This window comes from Kitasatospora sp. NPDC051705 (assembly GCF_044453265.1).
In the GTDB taxonomy this organism is placed as follows: Bacteria; Actinomycetota; Actinomycetes; order Streptomycetales; family Streptomycetaceae; genus Kitasatospora.
The window spans coordinates 30,939-46,223 of record NZ_JBITCO010000001.1 but is presented as its reverse complement, the minus strand read 5'-3'; the positions used below and the strand labels follow the sequence as shown (position 1 = coordinate 46,223).

Annotated in this window: 17 protein-coding genes; 12 read left to right on the top strand and 5 right to left on the bottom strand. The window is 74.7% G+C overall.

The annotated features are described in order from the left end of the window. Positions 1–89 precede the first annotated feature (89 nt). A complete protein-coding gene (locus tag ACIA8Q_RS00215; protein ID WP_396316477.1) occupies positions 90–1,352 on the bottom strand; it encodes a glycosyltransferase in 1,263 nt (420 codons plus the stop codon). 190 nt (positions 1,353–1,542) lie between these two features. On the opposite strand from ACIA8Q_RS00215, the gene ACIA8Q_RS00210 reads away from it, so the two are divergent. From ACIA8Q_RS00210 to ACIA8Q_RS00200, 3 genes are all read left to right on the top strand, one after another. Beyond that, the gene (locus ACIA8Q_RS00210; protein WP_396316476.1) at positions 1,543–2,391 is read left to right on the top strand and encodes a hypothetical protein; all 849 of its coding nucleotides are present in this window, start codon (positions 1,543–1,545) and stop codon (positions 2,389–2,391) included. A 145-nt stretch (positions 2,392–2,536) separates the two neighbouring features. Then, positions 2,537–2,839 carry a hypothetical protein gene (locus ACIA8Q_RS00205; protein ID WP_396316475.1) on the top strand — a complete coding sequence of 101 codons (303 nt, stop codon included), beginning with the start codon at positions 2,537–2,539 and terminating at the stop codon, positions 2,837–2,839. A 145-nt stretch (positions 2,840–2,984) separates the two neighbouring features. Beyond that, the gene (locus tag ACIA8Q_RS00200) at positions 2,985–3,878 is read left to right on the top strand and encodes a hypothetical protein (protein ID WP_360217300.1); all 894 of its coding nucleotides are present in this window, start codon (positions 2,985–2,987) and stop codon (positions 3,876–3,878) included. 148 nt (positions 3,879–4,026) lie between these two features. On the opposite strand, the gene ACIA8Q_RS00195 is transcribed toward ACIA8Q_RS00200, so the two are convergent. Both ACIA8Q_RS00195 and ACIA8Q_RS00190 read right to left on the bottom strand, forming a co-directional pair. Then, positions 4,027–5,130: an NADH:flavin oxidoreductase/NADH oxidase gene (locus tag ACIA8Q_RS00195; RefSeq protein WP_387903762.1), complete on the bottom strand. Its 1,104-nt coding sequence runs from the start codon at positions 5,128–5,130 to the stop codon at positions 4,027–4,029. Positions 5,131–5,237: 107 nt separating this feature from the next. After that, positions 5,238–5,954: a GntR family transcriptional regulator gene (locus ACIA8Q_RS00190; RefSeq protein ID WP_396316474.1), complete on the bottom strand. Its 717-nt coding sequence runs from the start codon at positions 5,952–5,954 to the stop codon at positions 5,238–5,240. A gap of 186 nt (positions 5,955–6,140) precedes the next feature. Between ACIA8Q_RS00190 and ACIA8Q_RS00185 the strand changes: the two genes are divergently transcribed. From ACIA8Q_RS00185 to ACIA8Q_RS00160, 6 genes are all read left to right on the top strand, one after another. Further along, a complete protein-coding gene (locus ACIA8Q_RS00185) occupies positions 6,141–6,938 on the top strand; it encodes an SDR family oxidoreductase (protein WP_360206590.1) in 798 nt (265 codons plus the stop codon). A 146-nt stretch (positions 6,939–7,084) separates the two neighbouring features. Beyond that, positions 7,085–7,369, top strand: coding sequence for a hypothetical protein (locus ACIA8Q_RS00180; protein ID WP_360206593.1), 285 nt, complete (start codon positions 7,085–7,087; stop codon positions 7,367–7,369). A 214-nt stretch (positions 7,370–7,583) separates the two neighbouring features. Beyond that, positions 7,584–8,381 (top strand): GNAT family N-acetyltransferase, encoded by a 798-nt coding sequence (locus ACIA8Q_RS00175; RefSeq protein WP_360206596.1) that lies wholly within the window; start codon positions 7,584–7,586, stop codon positions 8,379–8,381. A 112-nt stretch (positions 8,382–8,493) separates the two neighbouring features. Further along, positions 8,494–8,718 (top strand): translation initiation factor IF-1, encoded by a 225-nt coding sequence (infA, locus tag ACIA8Q_RS00170; RefSeq protein ID WP_360206599.1) that lies wholly within the window; start codon positions 8,494–8,496, stop codon positions 8,716–8,718. Positions 8,719–9,279: 561 nt separating this feature from the next. Then, positions 9,280–9,633 carry a beta/gamma crystallin domain-containing protein gene (locus ACIA8Q_RS00165; protein ID WP_360206601.1) on the top strand — a complete coding sequence of 118 codons (354 nt, stop codon included), beginning with the start codon at positions 9,280–9,282 and terminating at the stop codon, positions 9,631–9,633. A 273-nt stretch (positions 9,634–9,906) separates the two neighbouring features. Then, positions 9,907–10,629, top strand: coding sequence for a hypothetical protein (locus ACIA8Q_RS00160; protein ID WP_360206604.1), 723 nt, complete (start codon positions 9,907–9,909; stop codon positions 10,627–10,629). 284 nt (positions 10,630–10,913) lie between these two features. Here the strand turns inward: ACIA8Q_RS00160 and ACIA8Q_RS00155 are convergent, their stop codons facing one another. Then, positions 10,914–11,354: an ATP-binding protein gene (locus ACIA8Q_RS00155; protein WP_396316473.1), complete on the bottom strand. Its 441-nt coding sequence runs from the start codon at positions 11,352–11,354 to the stop codon at positions 10,914–10,916. A 158-nt stretch (positions 11,355–11,512) separates the two neighbouring features. After that, a complete protein-coding gene (locus ACIA8Q_RS00150; RefSeq protein WP_360206610.1) occupies positions 11,513–11,902 on the bottom strand; it encodes an STAS domain-containing protein in 390 nt (129 codons plus the stop codon). 221 nt (positions 11,903–12,123) lie between these two features. Here ACIA8Q_RS00150 and ACIA8Q_RS00145 point away from each other — a divergent pair, with 221 nt between their 5' ends. From ACIA8Q_RS00145 to ACIA8Q_RS00135, 3 genes are read left to right on the top strand one after another with little or no spacing between them, the layout of a single operon-like run. Beyond that, positions 12,124–13,779 carry a PP2C family protein-serine/threonine phosphatase gene (locus tag ACIA8Q_RS00145; protein ID WP_396316472.1) on the top strand — a complete coding sequence of 552 codons (1,656 nt, stop codon included), beginning with the start codon at positions 12,124–12,126 and terminating at the stop codon, positions 13,777–13,779. 11 nt (positions 13,780–13,790) lie between these two features. Continuing rightward, positions 13,791–14,900, top strand: coding sequence for a B12-binding domain-containing protein (locus ACIA8Q_RS00140; RefSeq protein ID WP_387903816.1), 1,110 nt, complete (start codon positions 13,791–13,793; stop codon positions 14,898–14,900). Then, the gene (locus ACIA8Q_RS00135; protein ID WP_360206613.1) at positions 14,897–15,256 is read left to right on the top strand and encodes an STAS domain-containing protein; all 360 of its coding nucleotides are present in this window, start codon (positions 14,897–14,899) and stop codon (positions 15,254–15,256) included. The genes ACIA8Q_RS00140 and ACIA8Q_RS00135 overlap by 4 nt, the downstream gene beginning before the upstream one ends. Positions 15,257–15,285: the final 29 nt, after the last annotated feature.

Genomic DNA, 15,285 nt, shown 5'->3' with positions numbered 1-15,285 from the left:
CTACGGACGGTCTGGCCCACCGGCACCCACCGGCCCTCGCCGGCCCTGGGACCGTCCGACCGCGCGGCGCCCCGGCCCCGGGCGGTGCCTCACATCGACCCGGGACGCCGCCCGGCGCCGGCCGCGTCCGTCGCCTCCGCGGCCTCCGCCCCCTCGACGAGCAGGCGCGCTGCCACCGCCGCCCCGTCGGTGCGGATCGTGCAGGCCACCGCCAGCGCCCAGGTGCGGGCCTCGGGTGCCAGCGCCGTGGCGAGCGCGGCGGACAACGAGTCGACGGTCGGCGTCCGCCCCTCGTGCGCCACGCCGATCCGCAGCTCGGCCACCCGGGCCGCCCAGTACGGCTGGTCCGCGATCCGCGGGACCACCACCTGGGGCGCCCCGGCGACGGCCGCCGTCGTCGTGGTGCCCGCGCCGCCGTGGTGGACGACGGCGGCCACCCGCCGGAACAGCGCCTGCTGGTTCACCTCGCCGACGACGAAGCAGTCCTCGCCGTCGTCGACCGGGGCCAGCCCGGCCCAGCCGCGGGCGAGCACCACGCGCCGGCCCAGGGCGCGGCAGGCCGCCACGGCCACCCGGGCGATGTCCGCCGGGGCGTGCGCGGCCATGCTGCCGAATCCCACGTAGACCGGGGGCTCCCCGGCGTCCAGGAAGGCCTCCAGGTCGGCCGGGAGCGGCCGGTCGTCGGCCAGGATCCACGCCCCGGTCTGCACCAGGTCGAGCTCCGTCATGCCCTGCGCCGGGCAGAGCGTCGGGTCGGCCGCCAGCCACGGCCGGTCGCCGAAGACGTGGTCACGGACGTTCTCCACCGGCGGCAGGCCGATCGCCGCCCGGCGCGCGTTGAGCGCCGGCCCGTACAGGGCGTTCACCCGCTGGGCGTCCTGCTCCCAGAGCACCCGGTTGTCGGTCTCGCCCGCCGGGGACGGCGTGCCCGGCCGGGCACCCGGCGGGAAGTGCCGCGACGGCAGCCCGAGGACGTGGAAGCAGGCGAGCACGTACCGGATGCCCAGCTGCTCCGCCACGTCCCGCGCACCGGCCGGCATCAGGCCGGTGGCCAGCAGCACGTCGCACCCCTCGGCCGCCGCCGTGAGCGTGTCGAACCGGGCGGCGACCAGCTCCGGGGCCAGCCGGAAGGCGTCCTCCGCCGTCGGCGGCCGCGGGCCGGCGACGATCGAACGCACCGTCGGGCCGAGCGGTACCAGCGGCACTCCGACCCGCTCCAGCAGGGTCGCGAACTCCTCGTCCGGTGGCGCGGACACCCGCACTTCCGCGCCGAGCTCCCGCAGGGCCACCGCCAGCGCCGCCAGCGGCTCGACATCCCCGCGCGATCCCCATGTCGTCAACAGCACGCGCATTTCCGAGACTCCCGTTTCCGCAGGTCATGGCACTTCCGGCGGTCGATTGTGCGGCACGAGGGGGGCCTTGCCACAAGCCCCCGGGTGGGCTATAGCTTGGTAGTGGCGGGGAGATCCGTCGTTCCCCCGCCCCCTCCCGCACCCGGCCGGGTTCCGGCCCGCCCCACCCGCGCGTCGTACCATCACGGCCATGCCGCATCGGGAACTCCCCTGGACCGTCGCCCTGGTGAGCGATCAGACCAGGCCGGGCCCCGCGCCGGCCCGGCGCCGGGAGCGCCCGGACGGCCTGCTGGCCGCCAAGGACGGGCACCGGATCCACGCCCGCGAGCAGGCGGTGGCGTGCACCGCCGCCGACGGCCGCCACCTGTGGACGTGCCCGCTGGAGGGCCTGCGCTGCACCGGGGCGTACCTCTCCGGTGGCCGGGTCCTGGTCACCACCGACACCCTCGCCTACACGCCCTGGGGCTTCACCGGCCCGGCGCTGCTGCTCGACCTCGCCGACGGTGCGCCGCTCGCCGAGCAGCGGGCCGGGTCGGCCGCGGCGCTGAGCGGCGGCCGGTTCCTGGTCGGACTGCGCGGTTACGACGTCTTCGACACCTGGCAGTACGCGCCCGACGGCACCGTCGCCGACTCCTGGCGCAGCTGCGGCCACCTCGTCGTCGGCAGTGGCGTCCGGGTGGTCGAGACCCGGGGCTCCACCGCCGAACCGAGCCGGGTGGTCCGGCTGCACCCGGGCGGGGTCGTCGAGCCGGGCCCCGAGCTGACGGAGTCCCAGGTGGGCCGGCCGGTGGTCCTGGAGGACGGCACGGTGCTGGTCCTGGACGCCGGGGTGCTGCGCGCCGTGGACCGCGCCCTCGCCGGCACGGTGCTGGCCGAACTCCTCCCGGTGCCGGCGGGGGAGCACCACCGGTTCCTCGGCTCGCTGCGCCGCGAGGGCGAGCACCTGGTGGCCCGGATCGAGGCCCGCGACCCGGAGGACCCGCGCAGTTGCACCACCCGGACCTGGACCTTCGCGCTGCGGCGGCGGCCGGGGTCCTGACCGGCCCTGGTTCGTGTCTCCCGACCCGTGACTGCTGACCCCGACGCGTAGGGCCTCGTCCCGGCGCCGGGCCCGGTTCGCGCGGAGCCTGGCGGCCTACGCGCTGGTCGTCGGCCTGGCCGCGGCGCTGGCGCTCGCCCCGGCGATGCAGCGCTGGGCGTGGCTGTTCCCGATGCCGGAGACCCGCAGTGCGTGCGCCCACCTGTGCCGCTACGCCGAACTCGGAGCCCAGGCCACGCTGGGTGACCTGGCCGGCCAGGACGCCGCTGCCCTGGCGTACGCGCAGAGTGATCAGGCCCGGCACGCCGTGGACGACTGCCTGGCCGCCACGACGACCCGCTGGCTGCCGGTGTACGGTCTGGCAGCCGCGGTCCTGGTGGTGCTCGCGGTCCGGCTCGCAGACCGCTCCGGCACACGCCGCCGGGCCGCCGCACCCGAGGAACGGTGACGGAACGTCACTGGATCGGGCTGCTCCCGCACCCCCGCCCGGCCCGACCGGGAGTAGGTTCGGAACCGTCAGGGCCGGCGGCGCCCGGTGGCCGGGCAGGCGACGGGGCGGCGGCGGTACGGCTGCGAGGGCTCGGGAGGGCCGGATGAGTGGTGCCAGGGTGGCCGTCGTGACCAGCGGCGCCGGGATCGAGTTCGACGAGGACCTGCCGCCCATCGTGCGGGCGTTGCGCGCTGACGGCCTGTCGGCCGAGTCCGTGCGCTGGGACGACGGCTCGGTGGCCTGGGCGGAGTACGACCTGGCCGTCATCCGCTCGACCTGGGACTACGTGGAACACCTCGACGCGTTCCTGGCGTGGGCCGACGGCGTGTCGGCCGCCACCCGGCTCTGCAATCCGGCGCCGGTGGTGCGCTGGAACAGCGACAAGCACTACCTGAGGGAGCTCGCCGCGCGCGGGGTCGCCGTGGTGCCGACCCGGTTCCTCGAACCGGGGGAGCGGTTCACCGCCGCGGACCTCGACGGGATCGGCGGCGCGGACGGCGTGGTGGTCAAGCCCGCGGTCTCGGCGGGTGCGCAGGACACCGCGCGCTACCGGCCCGGAGGGTCGGCGGACGCCGCCCGGCACGTCGGGATGCTGCAGGAACGGGGACGCGCCGCGATGGTCCAGCCGTACCTGCCGCGGGTGGCGGAGGGGGAGCGTGCCCTGGTCTTCCTCGGCGGCGTCTTCAGCCACGCGATCCGCAAGGACCAGCTGCTCACCGAGCCCGGGCTGATCGACAACGACCGGATGCCGCACCTCGGCGTCACGCCGTACCGGCCGACCGGTGCCGAGATCCGCACCGCGCTGGCGGCGCTGGAGGCCGTCCCGTCGCCGGACGCGCCGCTGTTCGCCCGGGTGGACCTGGTCCTGGACGGGGCCGGGGAGCCGGTGGTGCTGGAGCTGGAACTGATCGAGCCGAACCTGTTCCTGGCGGCGAACCCGGACGGGCTGGGGCGTTTCGTCGCGGCGGTGGCGGCACGGGCCGCGGCGCCGCGCTGAGCGGGGACCGCTCCGGCCGGGCTCTTCGCGGGCCGGGTCCTGTTCGGGCCGGGCCGCTCGGGCCGGGTCCTGTGCGGGCCGGGCCGCTCGGGCCGGCGCCGACCCCGGGTGAGGCGAAGGGCCGCCCGGGGTCGGCGCGCGGGGCGGCTCAGGCGCGGTGGTACTGGATCGGCCTGGTGACCTCGCCGCCGAGCTCGGCGGCGGCACGGCGGGCCCAGGAGGGGTCGCGGAGCAGCTCGCGGCCGAGCAGGACGGCGTCGGCCCGGCCCTCGGCGAGGATGGCCTGGGCCTGGGCGGGCTCGGTGATCAGGCCGACGGTGGCGACGGGCATGCCGGTGCCGTTGCGCACCGCCTCGGCGAAGGGCACCTGGTAGTCCGGTCCGGCCACGATCCTGGCGTCGGGGGCGTTGCCGCCGGTGGAGACGTCCATCAGGTCCACGCCGTGCGCCAGCAGCTCCTTGGCCAGTCGGACGGTGTCCTCCGAGGTCCAGCCCTCGCGGTCGTCCTCGGGGTTCTCGGTCAGCCAGTCGGTGGCGGAGATGCGGAAGAACACCGGCAGGTCCTCGGGCCACACGGCGCGCACGGCGTCGACGACCTCCAGGGCGAGGCGGATCCGGCCCTCGAAGGAGCCGCCGTAGGCGTCGGTGCGGCGGTTGCTGTACGGGGAGAGGAACTGGTTGATCAGGTAGCCGTGGGCGCCGTGGATCTCGACCCCCTGGAAGCCGGCCTCGAGCGCGCGGCGGGCGGCGTCCCCGAACTGCCGGACGATCCCGGCGATCTGCTCGGTGGTCAGCTCCTCGGGCGTGGTGGACGCCGCGTCGAACGGGACGGCGCTGGGGCCGACCGGGGTCCACCCGTGCGGCTCGTCCGGGGCGAGCGCGCGGCCGCGCTCGATCCAGGGGCGCTCGGTGGACGCCTTGCGGCCGGCGTGGGCGAGCTGGACGACCGGAACGGTGCCCTGCTCCTTCAGGAAGGAGGTGATCCGCCGGAACGCCGTGGTCTGGGTGTCGTTCCAGAGCCCGAGGTCGTACGGGGAGATGCGGCCCTCGGGGCTCACGGCCGTCGCCTCGGTGATGATCAGCCCGGTGCCGCCGGCGGCGCGGGCCGCGAGGTGGGTGAAGTGCCAGTCGTGCGGGACACCGGCCGCGTCGCCGTCGGGGGCCGCGCTGTACTGGCACATCGCCGCCATCCAGATGCGGTTGGGGACGGTGAGTTCCCGCAGGGTGTACGGGGCGAAGAGTGAGGTGCTCATGTCGGACTCCCGGTGAGGCTGTCGGCGCGGTGGTTGCGGCCGATCTTTGCGCGTGAACACAATAATTGTGCACGCGCGTAAGTTGCAAGCGCTGCCTATTTTTCCCGTCAGGCGACGTCTGGTTCGTTCCCGGGGCCGGTGCCCGTCTCGCCGGGCAGCAGGGCGAGCAGGCTGCGGCGGGCCGAGTCGACGTGCTCGCCGGCCAACCGGTCGAGCTCCTCCGGCGCGCCGCCGCCCCGCAGCAGTCGGGCCAGCTCGCGGTGCTCGTCGACGACCAGGGCGCGGTACTGTCCGCGGGCGAGCGCGACCCGCTGCAGCTGGAACAGGAACACCTGGGAGCGCACCGCCTGCCAGGCGTCCGTGAGGCGCCGGTTCCCGGCGGTCGCGTACACCTGGTCGTGGAAGGCCATGTCCAGTGCCAGCAGGTGCGGCACCCCGGCGCCGTCGGCCAGTGCGGCCGCCATCGACTCGACCAGTCGGTCGAGCTCGTCCAGCTGTGCCGGTGTCGCCCGCCGGGCGGCGGTCACGGCGGCCAGCCGGTCGAGCGCGGCACGCACCCGGTAGACCTCCTCCACGTCGTCGGCGGTCGTCGCCACCACGGTGGTCGGGCGGTGCCAGCCCGTCCGGACCAGCCCCTCCCGCTCGAGCCGGGCGATGCCCTCGCGCACGGCGCCGCGGCTGACGCCCAGCGAGTCGGCCAGCTCGGTCTCCCGCAGCGGGGAGCCGGGCGGGAAGTGCCCGTCGAAGATCGCCTCGCGGACCCGGTCCGCGACCTCGTCGGCCAGCCCTCTGCGGGTGGCCTTCATCAGGGGTAGGTCACTCATGCCCGAATGTTGACATTCGGACGCTGTCGGGATCAAGGTGGAACCGCCGCCGTGTCGTGCACGGTGCGTCCCGCTCGCGACCCCCAGGGAGCGTCACCCATGACCCGTCCAGCCCCCGCGGCGACTGTGCCGACCGCGGAGCCGGAAACGACCGTGGTTCCCGCGGAGCCGGAAACGACCGCGGACGTGACGGCGTCCGCAGCGACCCCGGCGTCCCGTCCGGTCCGGGGCGTCCTGGTCACGGGAGCCTCCCGGGGCATCGGCCGCGCCGTCGCGCACGCCTTCGCCGCCGCCGGCGACCGCGTCGCCGTGCACTACGGCTCGAATGCCGCACAGGCCGAGGCCACCCTGCTCGCACTCCCCGGCGACGGCCACGTACTGGTGGGCGGTGACCTGAGCGACCCCGCGACCGCGCAGCGCGTCGCCGACACCGCGCACGCGGAGCTCGGCGGGGTGGACGTCCTGGTCAACAACGCCGCCGTCGCCACCTCGGAGGCCAACGCGCACCCCGTGGCCACGGTCCCCTACGAGGACTGGCAGCGGATCTGGCGGCAGATGGTCGACGTCAACCTGCTCGCCGCGGCCAACCTCAGCCACTGCGTCGCCCGCCACCTCATCGCCCGCGGCGCACCCGGCCGGATCGTGAACATCGGCTCCCGCGGGGCCTTCCGCGGCGAACCGGACCACCCCGCCTACGGTGCGACCAAGGCCGCCCTGCACGCACTCGGCCAGTCCCTCGCCGTCGCCCTGGCCCCGCACGGCATCTCGGTGACCTCCGTCGCCCCCGGCTTCACCGCCACCGAACGCGTCGCCGACCGGCTGACCGGCCCCTCCGGCGACACCCTGCGCGGCCAGAGCCCCTTCGGCCGGGTCGGCACCCCCGAGGAGGTCGCCGCCGCCGTCCGCTACCTCGCCTCGCCCGAGGCCACCTGGGCCTCCGGCACCGTCCTCGACCTCAACGGCGCCTCCCACCTGCGGCTCTGAGCGGCCCGGGCCGCCGCAGTCCGACGGCGGCCGCCCGGTCGTCCGCGCGCGGTCGAACGGGTGGGTAGCCTTCCCTGCGGCAGGGGTTCCACCCGAACCGCCCCGGAGCGATCCGGGTCGTGCCGCGGTGACCCGGGGGAGGCGTCGTGCCGATCGAGTTCGTCCGTCGCGTGGACGGCCTGGTGTACCGCTTCCGGGAGGACGGGACGTTCAACGGCCGACCGTCCTACCGGCGGCTGGACCTGGACGTCCGGTGCCGGTGGCTGCCGGAGCGGGGCTGGTGCACCGTCGACGCCGACGGAACCGCCAACTCCTGGCCGCTGCACGGCCGGAGCGGCGAGGAGGAGGTGCCGCCGCGCGGCCCGTGGCGCAGCTGGAAGGCCGGCAGGTCGTACCTGTACGACCTACGGCACCTCGACGAGCCGCGCTGAGGGCCCCGTGCGCCGCGGCGCGGGCCGCGTGCGTAAATCGGTTGGGCGGACGACATCCGGCTGGTAACGTCTGCGCAGCCGTGAACGAACGCGAGGAGGTGAGACCCATGAAGGCTGTCAGCAGGTGGGTGCTCCCCCTTGTCGTCACGGCGGGCGATTGACGAAGGTGTCGCCGGGAGCGCCTCGGAACAGGCACTCCCGAAAGGCCACACCCATGAACCCTTCCCATCCCGCCTCGAACCAGGTCGACCGCGAGGTCGCGGTGACGAGGATCTCGGACACCCAGTGGCAGGCCGTCGCGGACGACCAGGTGGTCGGCTGCGGCGACGCCTCGCGCCGACCCGACGGCCGGCTCTTCGTCAGCGTCGACGTCTGGCAGGACGCGGACTTCGACCTCGTCGCCACCGCCATGCTGGCGGACCTGGCGGTCCCGCTGTACACCGTGGTCGACGAGGCCGACCCCGCGTCGACGGCCGCCTGGCAGCGGGTCGGCTTCGCGGTCGAACGCCGCGAGTGGGGCTACGTCGTGCCCACCGACCCGCAGGTCACCGGACTCGGCGAGGTGCAGCCGCCCGCCGGCGTCACCGTCCTGCCCGCCGGCGAGGCACAGGAGGCCCCGCTGCTCGCCCTGGACCGCGTCGTCCGCGACGAGGTCGAGGCCTCCGTCGGCTGGTGCTCGATGCCGGCCGAGGTCCTGCCGCGACCGGCGGGGACGACCGTCGTCGACTCGTCGCAGTACGCTGTGGCTCGGCAGGGCGACGAGTACGTCGGCCTGATCCGGGTGAAGCGGCTGCCGAGGCAGCCGCGGATCGGACTGGTCGCCGTCCGCGCCGACCAGCACCGCCGCGGGGTCGCCCGGGCGCTGCTCGCCCACGCACTGGGCGAGCTGCACCGCTCCGGCACCGCCACGGCCTGGGCCGAGGTCACGGAGACCAACACGGCCGCCACCGCCCTGTTCGAGGGCATCGGAGCCCGTCGCTCGGGCAGCACCCTCGAGCTCGTCCGCCGCTGACGCCCTGTCACGCGTTCGGCGTCTCGTCGCACGACCGTATGACCGCACGATCGCCACACCGCCAAGCCGTATCCGCACCCACCGTACGTCGACGAACGAAGAAATGAGACTCATGACCAAAGCAGCAGGAAGCAGCATCGAGGTCGAAGGCACCGTCACCGAGTGCCTGCGCAACGCCACCTTCAGGGTGGAGCTCAAGAACGGGCACACCGTGCTCGCCCACATCAGTGGGAAGATCCGGAAGAACTACATCAAGATCCTCCCGGAGGACCGGGTCCTAGTGGAGCTCAGCACCTACGACCTGACCCGCGGCCGCATCCGCTACCGCTACAGGTAGGACCGCAGCGACGCCGGCGCCACCCCACGGTGGCGCCGGCGTCGCCGTGTCCGGGCCCGTGCCGCCCGCCCGTTCGGCCGAGGGCCCGTCCTGCCGAACCCGTGGGGCGGGGGCGCAGGATATATCGCGCGCCGGTCGGGCGCCTCGCCCGCCGGGGCGCCGCGGCCGGTTCCACTCATCCGGCGGACGGTTGCCGCCACGGCCGCTGCCCCGCGCCACCGGCGGCCCGGCGGACGGACCGGGGATGAGCCCGTCGGCCCAGGTCAGGACGGGGGCGATCACCGCGGGGCCGGCTGCTGGCGGCCACCGCCGCGTCCGCGTGTCGCTCCGTCGCACGCGCCCCACCCGCCCGACGAGCCCCGCCACGCACGGGCGAGGCGGATGGATCTGGCCGATAAGCCGTCAGTCCGTGGTCGATGAGATTGACTGCGAACGAAGGGGCTGGGGATGCTGATCGGGCACGATGCAATCGCCAATCGGTTGCGCGGTGGATTCCGGGCTCCGGGCTCCGGATTCCGGGTTCTGATTCGGAATTCGATTCCATTCGAATGAGGAGAATTCGTGATCTCGAAGACGAAGAAGATCGTCGGCTCGCTGACCGCCGCGTTCGCCGCGGCGGCGGCGTTCACGGTGGCGGTGCCGTCCGGCACCGCGTTCGCCATCGACCACATCGAGTGCCGGGGCGGGGAGGACTTCCTGAAGATCTGGTCGCACAGCGGCGGCAGCCAGAGCGTCGACTGTTACGCGAACGCCGGCCGGACGTCCTTCGGCGGCTGGTGGGTCGACCGGATCTCCACCGGGAACAACGACCTCATCTACTACGATGCCAACGGCGACTCCGTCAAGATCCCGCGCTGGACCGACATCTCGTTCCCGAACCGACCGCCGCAGGTGAACTCGATCGAAATCCTCTGACGGACCGCCGGTTGAAGGCCGGGCGCAGGCTCTCAGCCGAGTTCCGGAACGGCTGAGCGCTCGCGTCCGCCGACCCGACTCCGGGTGGATACCGAATTCCCCTGCCAAAGGAATGCGCCCACCCGGCTCCGTCCCCGCGGCCGTCCCCGGATCCGTCCCCGGGGCCGGCCGCGGAGGGCGTCCTGGCCTCGGTGGTACGCCGCCTCACCGCGGTGACGCTGGGTGACCCGGGGCCCAGGACAGATGACGGACCGCCACCACTAGACTCCCCGCGTGTCTTCCCATCAGCTGATAAGCCTGGCCTCCGGTCTGAGCCTCGTCACAGCACTCGTCGTCCTGGTCAGTCGCTGGAGCGCCGGCGCCCGGGCACCGGAACGGCCGTCGGTCGCGCTACCGACCTTCGAGTACCGGGCGCACGGCGGTTCCGGCTGGATCGACCAGACCCTCGCCATCACCAACCCGAACGCCGTCGACGTGGCCCCGGTCCTCGCCTTCACCCCCGTGGACGCCGACGGGCGCGCCCTGCGCAAGGTCCGCGTCGCCACGGCGTACGGCAGCGACCGGGGCGAGCTCGTGGTCCACCCCGACGGCGGCTTCGACGTACTGAACTTCTCCGGCCCGGACGCGGACCGGGTGGCCGACGTCCGGGTGACCGTCACCAAGCTCCTGGTGCTGCCCGCCGCCGGCCCGTCCGGCTACATCGAGGCCAAGCCGACCCGCGGCGGCGAGGCGGTCAGCCGCTTCGCCACCTTCGACGCCGTCGTCCTGGAGAACCCGCATCCGGAACCGGTCACCCGACGCGTGGTGCACCTGGTCTACGACTCCCCGCGGCCCGGGGCCTCCCAACAGGTCGTCCACGTGACCCCGATCGGAGACCTGGCGGTGGTGCCCCCCGAGGGCCACCTGGTCGTCCCGGTCACACCCCCCGTCGCCGCCCTGATCCGCGACCGCGGCGCCGGCCAAGCCGTCAGTCTCAAGACCTACCCCTCCCGCTGACCCACCGGCCCCTCGGGCCCCCGGGAACCGGCCGCCCCACGGCCCAGGGACACTCTGATCGCCGTTGCTGCGCGCCGGCCCGGTCGGGTGCAGCCCCGCTGCCCGCGTTCCCGCGGCCGGCGCCGGGCCGGCGGCACAGCCGCGTACGGGACCGAGGGCAGGACGAGGCCAGCCCGTTCCGGGCTCTGCCGTCCGGTCGTCCTGTCGTGCCTCCGGCTCGCCGACGGCTCCCACCGGGAGCGCCCGGAATCGCCCCGCAGACGGGGTTGACGACGGTGCAAGCCCTAGCGGACGGGAACCGTGATGCTGATGCGCTTGCCGCCGGTGGGCAGCGGCCGGACGGTGCAGCTGGCGGAGATCCGGCGGACGATCATCCAGCCGCGGCCGCCGAGCCGGCTCGGGTCCCGGCCGTCGGGCTCGGGCTCCCGGGGGCACTGGCTGGTGGCGTCCTCGACCTCGATGCAGAGCACCGTGGCGTCCGCGGCCAGCCGGGCGCGGAACGCGGTGAGGCCTCCGCCGTGGCGTAGGGCGTTGGTGACGAGTTCGGTCGCCGCCAGGTGGGCGTCCCGACGGGCGGCGCCGGTGTCACCGGGGACGTGGTCGAGCAGGCCGGTGATGACTGCCCGGGCCTGCGCGGCCGTGGTCACCGCGCGGCCGGCGTCGACCGGCCCGGACAGCGGCTCGTCCGCGAGCTCTCCCGCGGGGGCCGGTACGTGTGCGGACACGGGGCTCGCCGTGCGGTCGGGGCGGGGGGACGGTTCCGGCATGCGAGGACCTCGAATGAGTGGAGTCGCAGGGCGTCCGGCGGCGTGCGGGGCCCCCGAGGCGTCGGCTGCCGCGTGCCCCGGAGGTCGGGCACGCCGCCGCACCGCACCGGCCGCGGTCATCGGCGGTCGCCCCTGCGCGGCTTCGTGACGTCCGCGCCGGCAGCCGCCTCCCTGGCCGAGGCTGCGAAGTGGAAGTAGCCGGCGGTGGCGGAAACGTCGAACAGTCGCTGCACCACCGGGTCCAGCGGACCGGCGATGACGAGTCGCCCGCCGGCTGCGGCGAGGCCCCGGTGCGCCTCGAACAGGGTGTGCAGGGTGGAGGAGTCGGCGAAGGTCACCCCGGACAGGTCCGCGATCAGCAGGGCCGGACGGCGCCCACGGGCGCAGCGGATCCTCTCGGCGAAGTCCTGGGCGCTCTCCCAGTCGAGATCGCCCCGGGCGCACACCACTTGATGGCCATCCGGCTCGCGGGCTTCGCGGCTGCCCGCCTCGGCGTTCTCCGTCACAGCGGGATGCTACGGCATCCCGCTGTGACGGTGCCGGGCGGGTCCCCCGTCCCTGTGCAGGACGTTACGATCGCCCGGTACGGGGCGTACTGTCGACTCTGTCGGCCTTGGACGGACATCGGGCCACCGGCGTGGTTCGTCCCCGTCCGCGCCGCATCCGCGGTGGTCTCCGGCCGCTGACAGCACGAGTGACGAGGTGATGGTCCGACAGGGCCGACGCGATGGTACCCCTTCCGACGGACACCCCCCGCACGACGGCCGAACCCGGGCTGACCTTCCTCGGTGATGCCCCTTATCCGGTCCTGGTCCTGGCGGCCGACGGATCGGTCGTACACGGCAGCGACGCTGCCTGGGAGCTGATCGGCGGCCCCGCCGGAGCGGAGGGCGGGACGATCGCACCGTGGCTGCTCGACGCGCACCTGCGGATCTCGGCCGACCGCGACGGCCGCGACCACGACCCCCGACCGGCGGCGGTGCCGGTGCGCGGGCTCCTCGCCGGTGGCGAGGTGGAGGCCCATCCGTCGGTCCGGGCGGACGGCACCGTCGTGTGGTGGCTGGTGGACGGCGCCGACCGTGGTCTCGCACTCGCGGTCGAACGCGAACGTTGGTCACTCCTGGCCCAGTTGTCGAGCCTGCTGCTCTCCTCGCTGAACGTCCAGCGGTGCCTGGAAACCACCGCGCAGCAGGCGGCCGCCCACCTCGCGGACGCGGCGGTGGTCATCTCGCCGACCAGCGGCCGGGTCTTGCGCTTCGTGTCCTGTGTACGCGGCGGCCGACCGGTGCACGGCGGCGTACGGGCGGACCCGGCGGAGGTTCCCGGCCTGGCGGAGGCCCTGCGCGGCTTCCCGCCGGTTCCGTCGCGCTGGATCGACCCGGATGCGGCGCCGGACTGGCTGCTGCCCGACGGTCTGGACGCCCTCGGCGCGGTGTCCGTCACCCCGCTGCCGGGTCACGGCGTGCCCGCAGGGGCGCTCGTGCTGCTGCGCGGCCCCGGGCACGGCGCGTTCGCGCCGTCGGAGGAGGTCTTCGCCCGGCTGTTCGCCGCCCGGGCGGGCGCCGCCGTCTCCGCCGCGGTGATGTACTCGGAGCAGGCCGCCGTCACCGACCTGCTGATGCGCGAGCTGCTGCCGCCGCGGCTGGAGCAGGTCAACGGAACGGACTACGCGGGCGGTTACCGGGCCTCCGTCGACCGGGACCGGATCGGGGGCGACTTCTACGACGTCCACCCCGCCGCGGATCCCGATGGTGAGACGCTGGCGGTGCTCGGCGACGTCTGCGGAAAGGGGCTCGAAGCCGCCGTGCTCACCGGCAAGATCCGCAACACCCTGCACGCGCTGCTGCCGATGGCGGACGACCACCCGCGGTTGCTGACGCTGCTCAACCGAGCCCTGCTGACCTCGCACCACACCCGGTTCGCCACGATGGTGCTGGCCTCGGTCCGCCGCCGGGAGGAGCGGGTGACGGTCCGGCTGTCGGCGGCCGGCCACCCGGCTCCGCTCATCGTCCGTGCCGACGGGCGGGTGGAGGCGGCCCGCACCTCAGGGAGCCTGGTGGGCGCGCTCCCGGAGACCACCGTCGAGTCGGACACCGTCGTCCTGGCACCGGGCGAGGCGTGCGTGCTGTACAGCGACGGCGTCACCGAGGCCCGCGGCGGCCCCCTCGGCGACGCGATGTTCGGCGAGGAGCGTCTGCGCCGGGTACTCGGCGAGTGCGGGTCCATGCCCGCGGAGGCGATCGTCGAACGCGTCCTGATGCTCGCCTCCCAGTGGGTCGGCAGTGGCCGCCACGACGACATGGCCGTCATGGTCGTCGCCGCGCCGCGCAGCGGCGGGCTGCCCGGGGACGGCGGGCGCGGCATCGACGGGTTCGCCGCGTGACGGCCCTCGACATCACCGTCACGACACCGTCGGCGGGCGCGGCGGACCACTGGGCCGACGAGCTGTGGGCCGCGGTCGCCGCCGGCAGCGAGTCGGCGGCTCGTGCCGTCGCCTTCGGAGCACTGAACGCGGGCGTGAGCCCCGAGTCCGTCCTCCTGGACGTGATCGCCGAAGTCCAGGCCAGGGTCGGCCACGCCTGGGCGGCGAACCGGATGACGGTGGCGCAGGAACACGCGGCCACGGCTGTCAACGACCGGGTCGTCACCGCGCTTGCGCACCACCCGGCCGTCCTCGACGCCACGCCCCGGGATTCCCGGGGGCGGGTCACCGTGTCGTGCGTCGACGGTGAGTGGCACGCCTTTCCCGCCCGGTTGCTCGCCCAGGTGCTGAGTCTGCACGGCTGGGAGGTCGACCACCTCGGCGCCCAGGTGCCGACTCCGCACCTGATCGGCCGACTGCACCGCAGCGCCCCCGTCGCCCTGGCGCTGTCCGCCTCGCTCGCCCCGCGCCTGCCCGCCGCCCACACGGCGATCACCGCCGCCCAAGCCGCGGGCGTCCCCGTACTGGCGGGCGGGGCGGCCTTCGGCCCCGACGGCTGCTACGCCCGTCTGCTCGGCGCCGACGGCTGGGCGGGGCACGCCCGGGGCGCGGCCGAGTGGCTCGCCGACGGCCCGCCCGCCCCCGTGCGGCACCAGCCCCTGGACGACCTGCCCCACCTCGCCGACCAGGAGTACACCCTGGTCAGCCGGAGCGCGCCACGCCTGGTCGGCGCCGTCATGTCCGGCCTGGCCGAGCGGGTCCCCGCCGTGCGCGGCTACGCCGAGGTCCAGTTGCAGCGCACCGCCGAGGACATCGCCCACATCGTGGACTTCCTCGCCGCGGCCCTCTACACCGACGATCGGGACCTGTTCGGTCGGTTCCTGACGTGGACCGCCGGCGTCCTCACGGTCCGCGCGGTCCCGGCCGCCTCCCTGCTGCCCGCCCTGGACGTCCTCCGCCACGAGCTACGGGACCTGCCGCGCTCCGTCACGATCCTCGATCACGGCCGCACGGTCGTCGACCTCCTGACCGACCCACCGAACGTCCTCCACCAGCACCAGCACCACGGAAACCCGGCATGACCGCGACCCCCGAACCCGTTCCCGACGTCCTCACCCCCGAGCCGTCCGCGACGCTCACCGTCGAGGTCGAGGGGGACCTCGACCACGAGACCTGCGACGCGCTCCTCACCGACGTCACCACCGGGCTGTCCGCCCGGCCGTCCGTGACGACCGTCCACCTGGACTGCAGCGCCATGACCATGTGCGACTCCATGGGCCTGTCGACCCTGCTCCAGATCCGCCGGCACGCCGACGCCGCCGGGTTGAGCCTGCTGATCGAACCCCGTCCGGCGCTCCTGGACCGCGTCCTCCAGCTCACCGGCACCTCCGACTACCTGCTCCGCCGGTCCCCAGGGAGCGGCTCCCCGGGCCTCTGACCCCCGCACGCCTCACCCGAACGAGCGGC

Coding starts and splice junctions, on each gene's coding strand:
- infA (WP_360206599.1), top strand. CDS start 8,494: ATGACCAAAGCAGCAGGAAGCAGCATCGAGGTCGAAGGCACCGTCACC.
- ACIA8Q_RS00200 (WP_360217300.1), top strand. CDS start 2,985: ATGAGTGGTGCCAGGGTGGCCGTCGTGACCAGCGGCGCCGGGATCGAG.
- ACIA8Q_RS00210 (WP_396316476.1), top strand. CDS start 1,543: ATGCCGCATCGGGAACTCCCCTGGACCGTCGCCCTGGTGAGCGATCAG.
- ACIA8Q_RS00145 (WP_396316472.1), top strand. CDS start 12,124: ATGGTACCCCTTCCGACGGACACCCCCCGCACGACGGCCGAACCCGGG.
- ACIA8Q_RS00175 (WP_360206596.1), top strand. CDS start 7,584: ATGAACCCTTCCCATCCCGCCTCGAACCAGGTCGACCGCGAGGTCGCG.
- ACIA8Q_RS00195 (WP_387903762.1), bottom strand. CDS start 5,130: ATGAGCACCTCACTCTTCGCCCCGTACACCCTGCGGGAACTCACCGTC.
- ACIA8Q_RS00135 (WP_360206613.1), top strand. CDS start 14,897: ATGACCGCGACCCCCGAACCCGTTCCCGACGTCCTCACCCCCGAGCCG.
- ACIA8Q_RS00190 (WP_396316474.1), bottom strand. CDS start 5,954: ATGAGTGACCTACCCCTGATGAAGGCCACCCGCAGAGGGCTGGCCGAC.
- ACIA8Q_RS00215 (WP_396316477.1), bottom strand. CDS start 1,352: ATGCGCGTGCTGTTGACGACATGGGGATCGCGCGGGGATGTCGAGCCG.
- ACIA8Q_RS00205 (WP_396316475.1), top strand. CDS start 2,537: ATGCAGCGCTGGGCGTGGCTGTTCCCGATGCCGGAGACCCGCAGTGCG.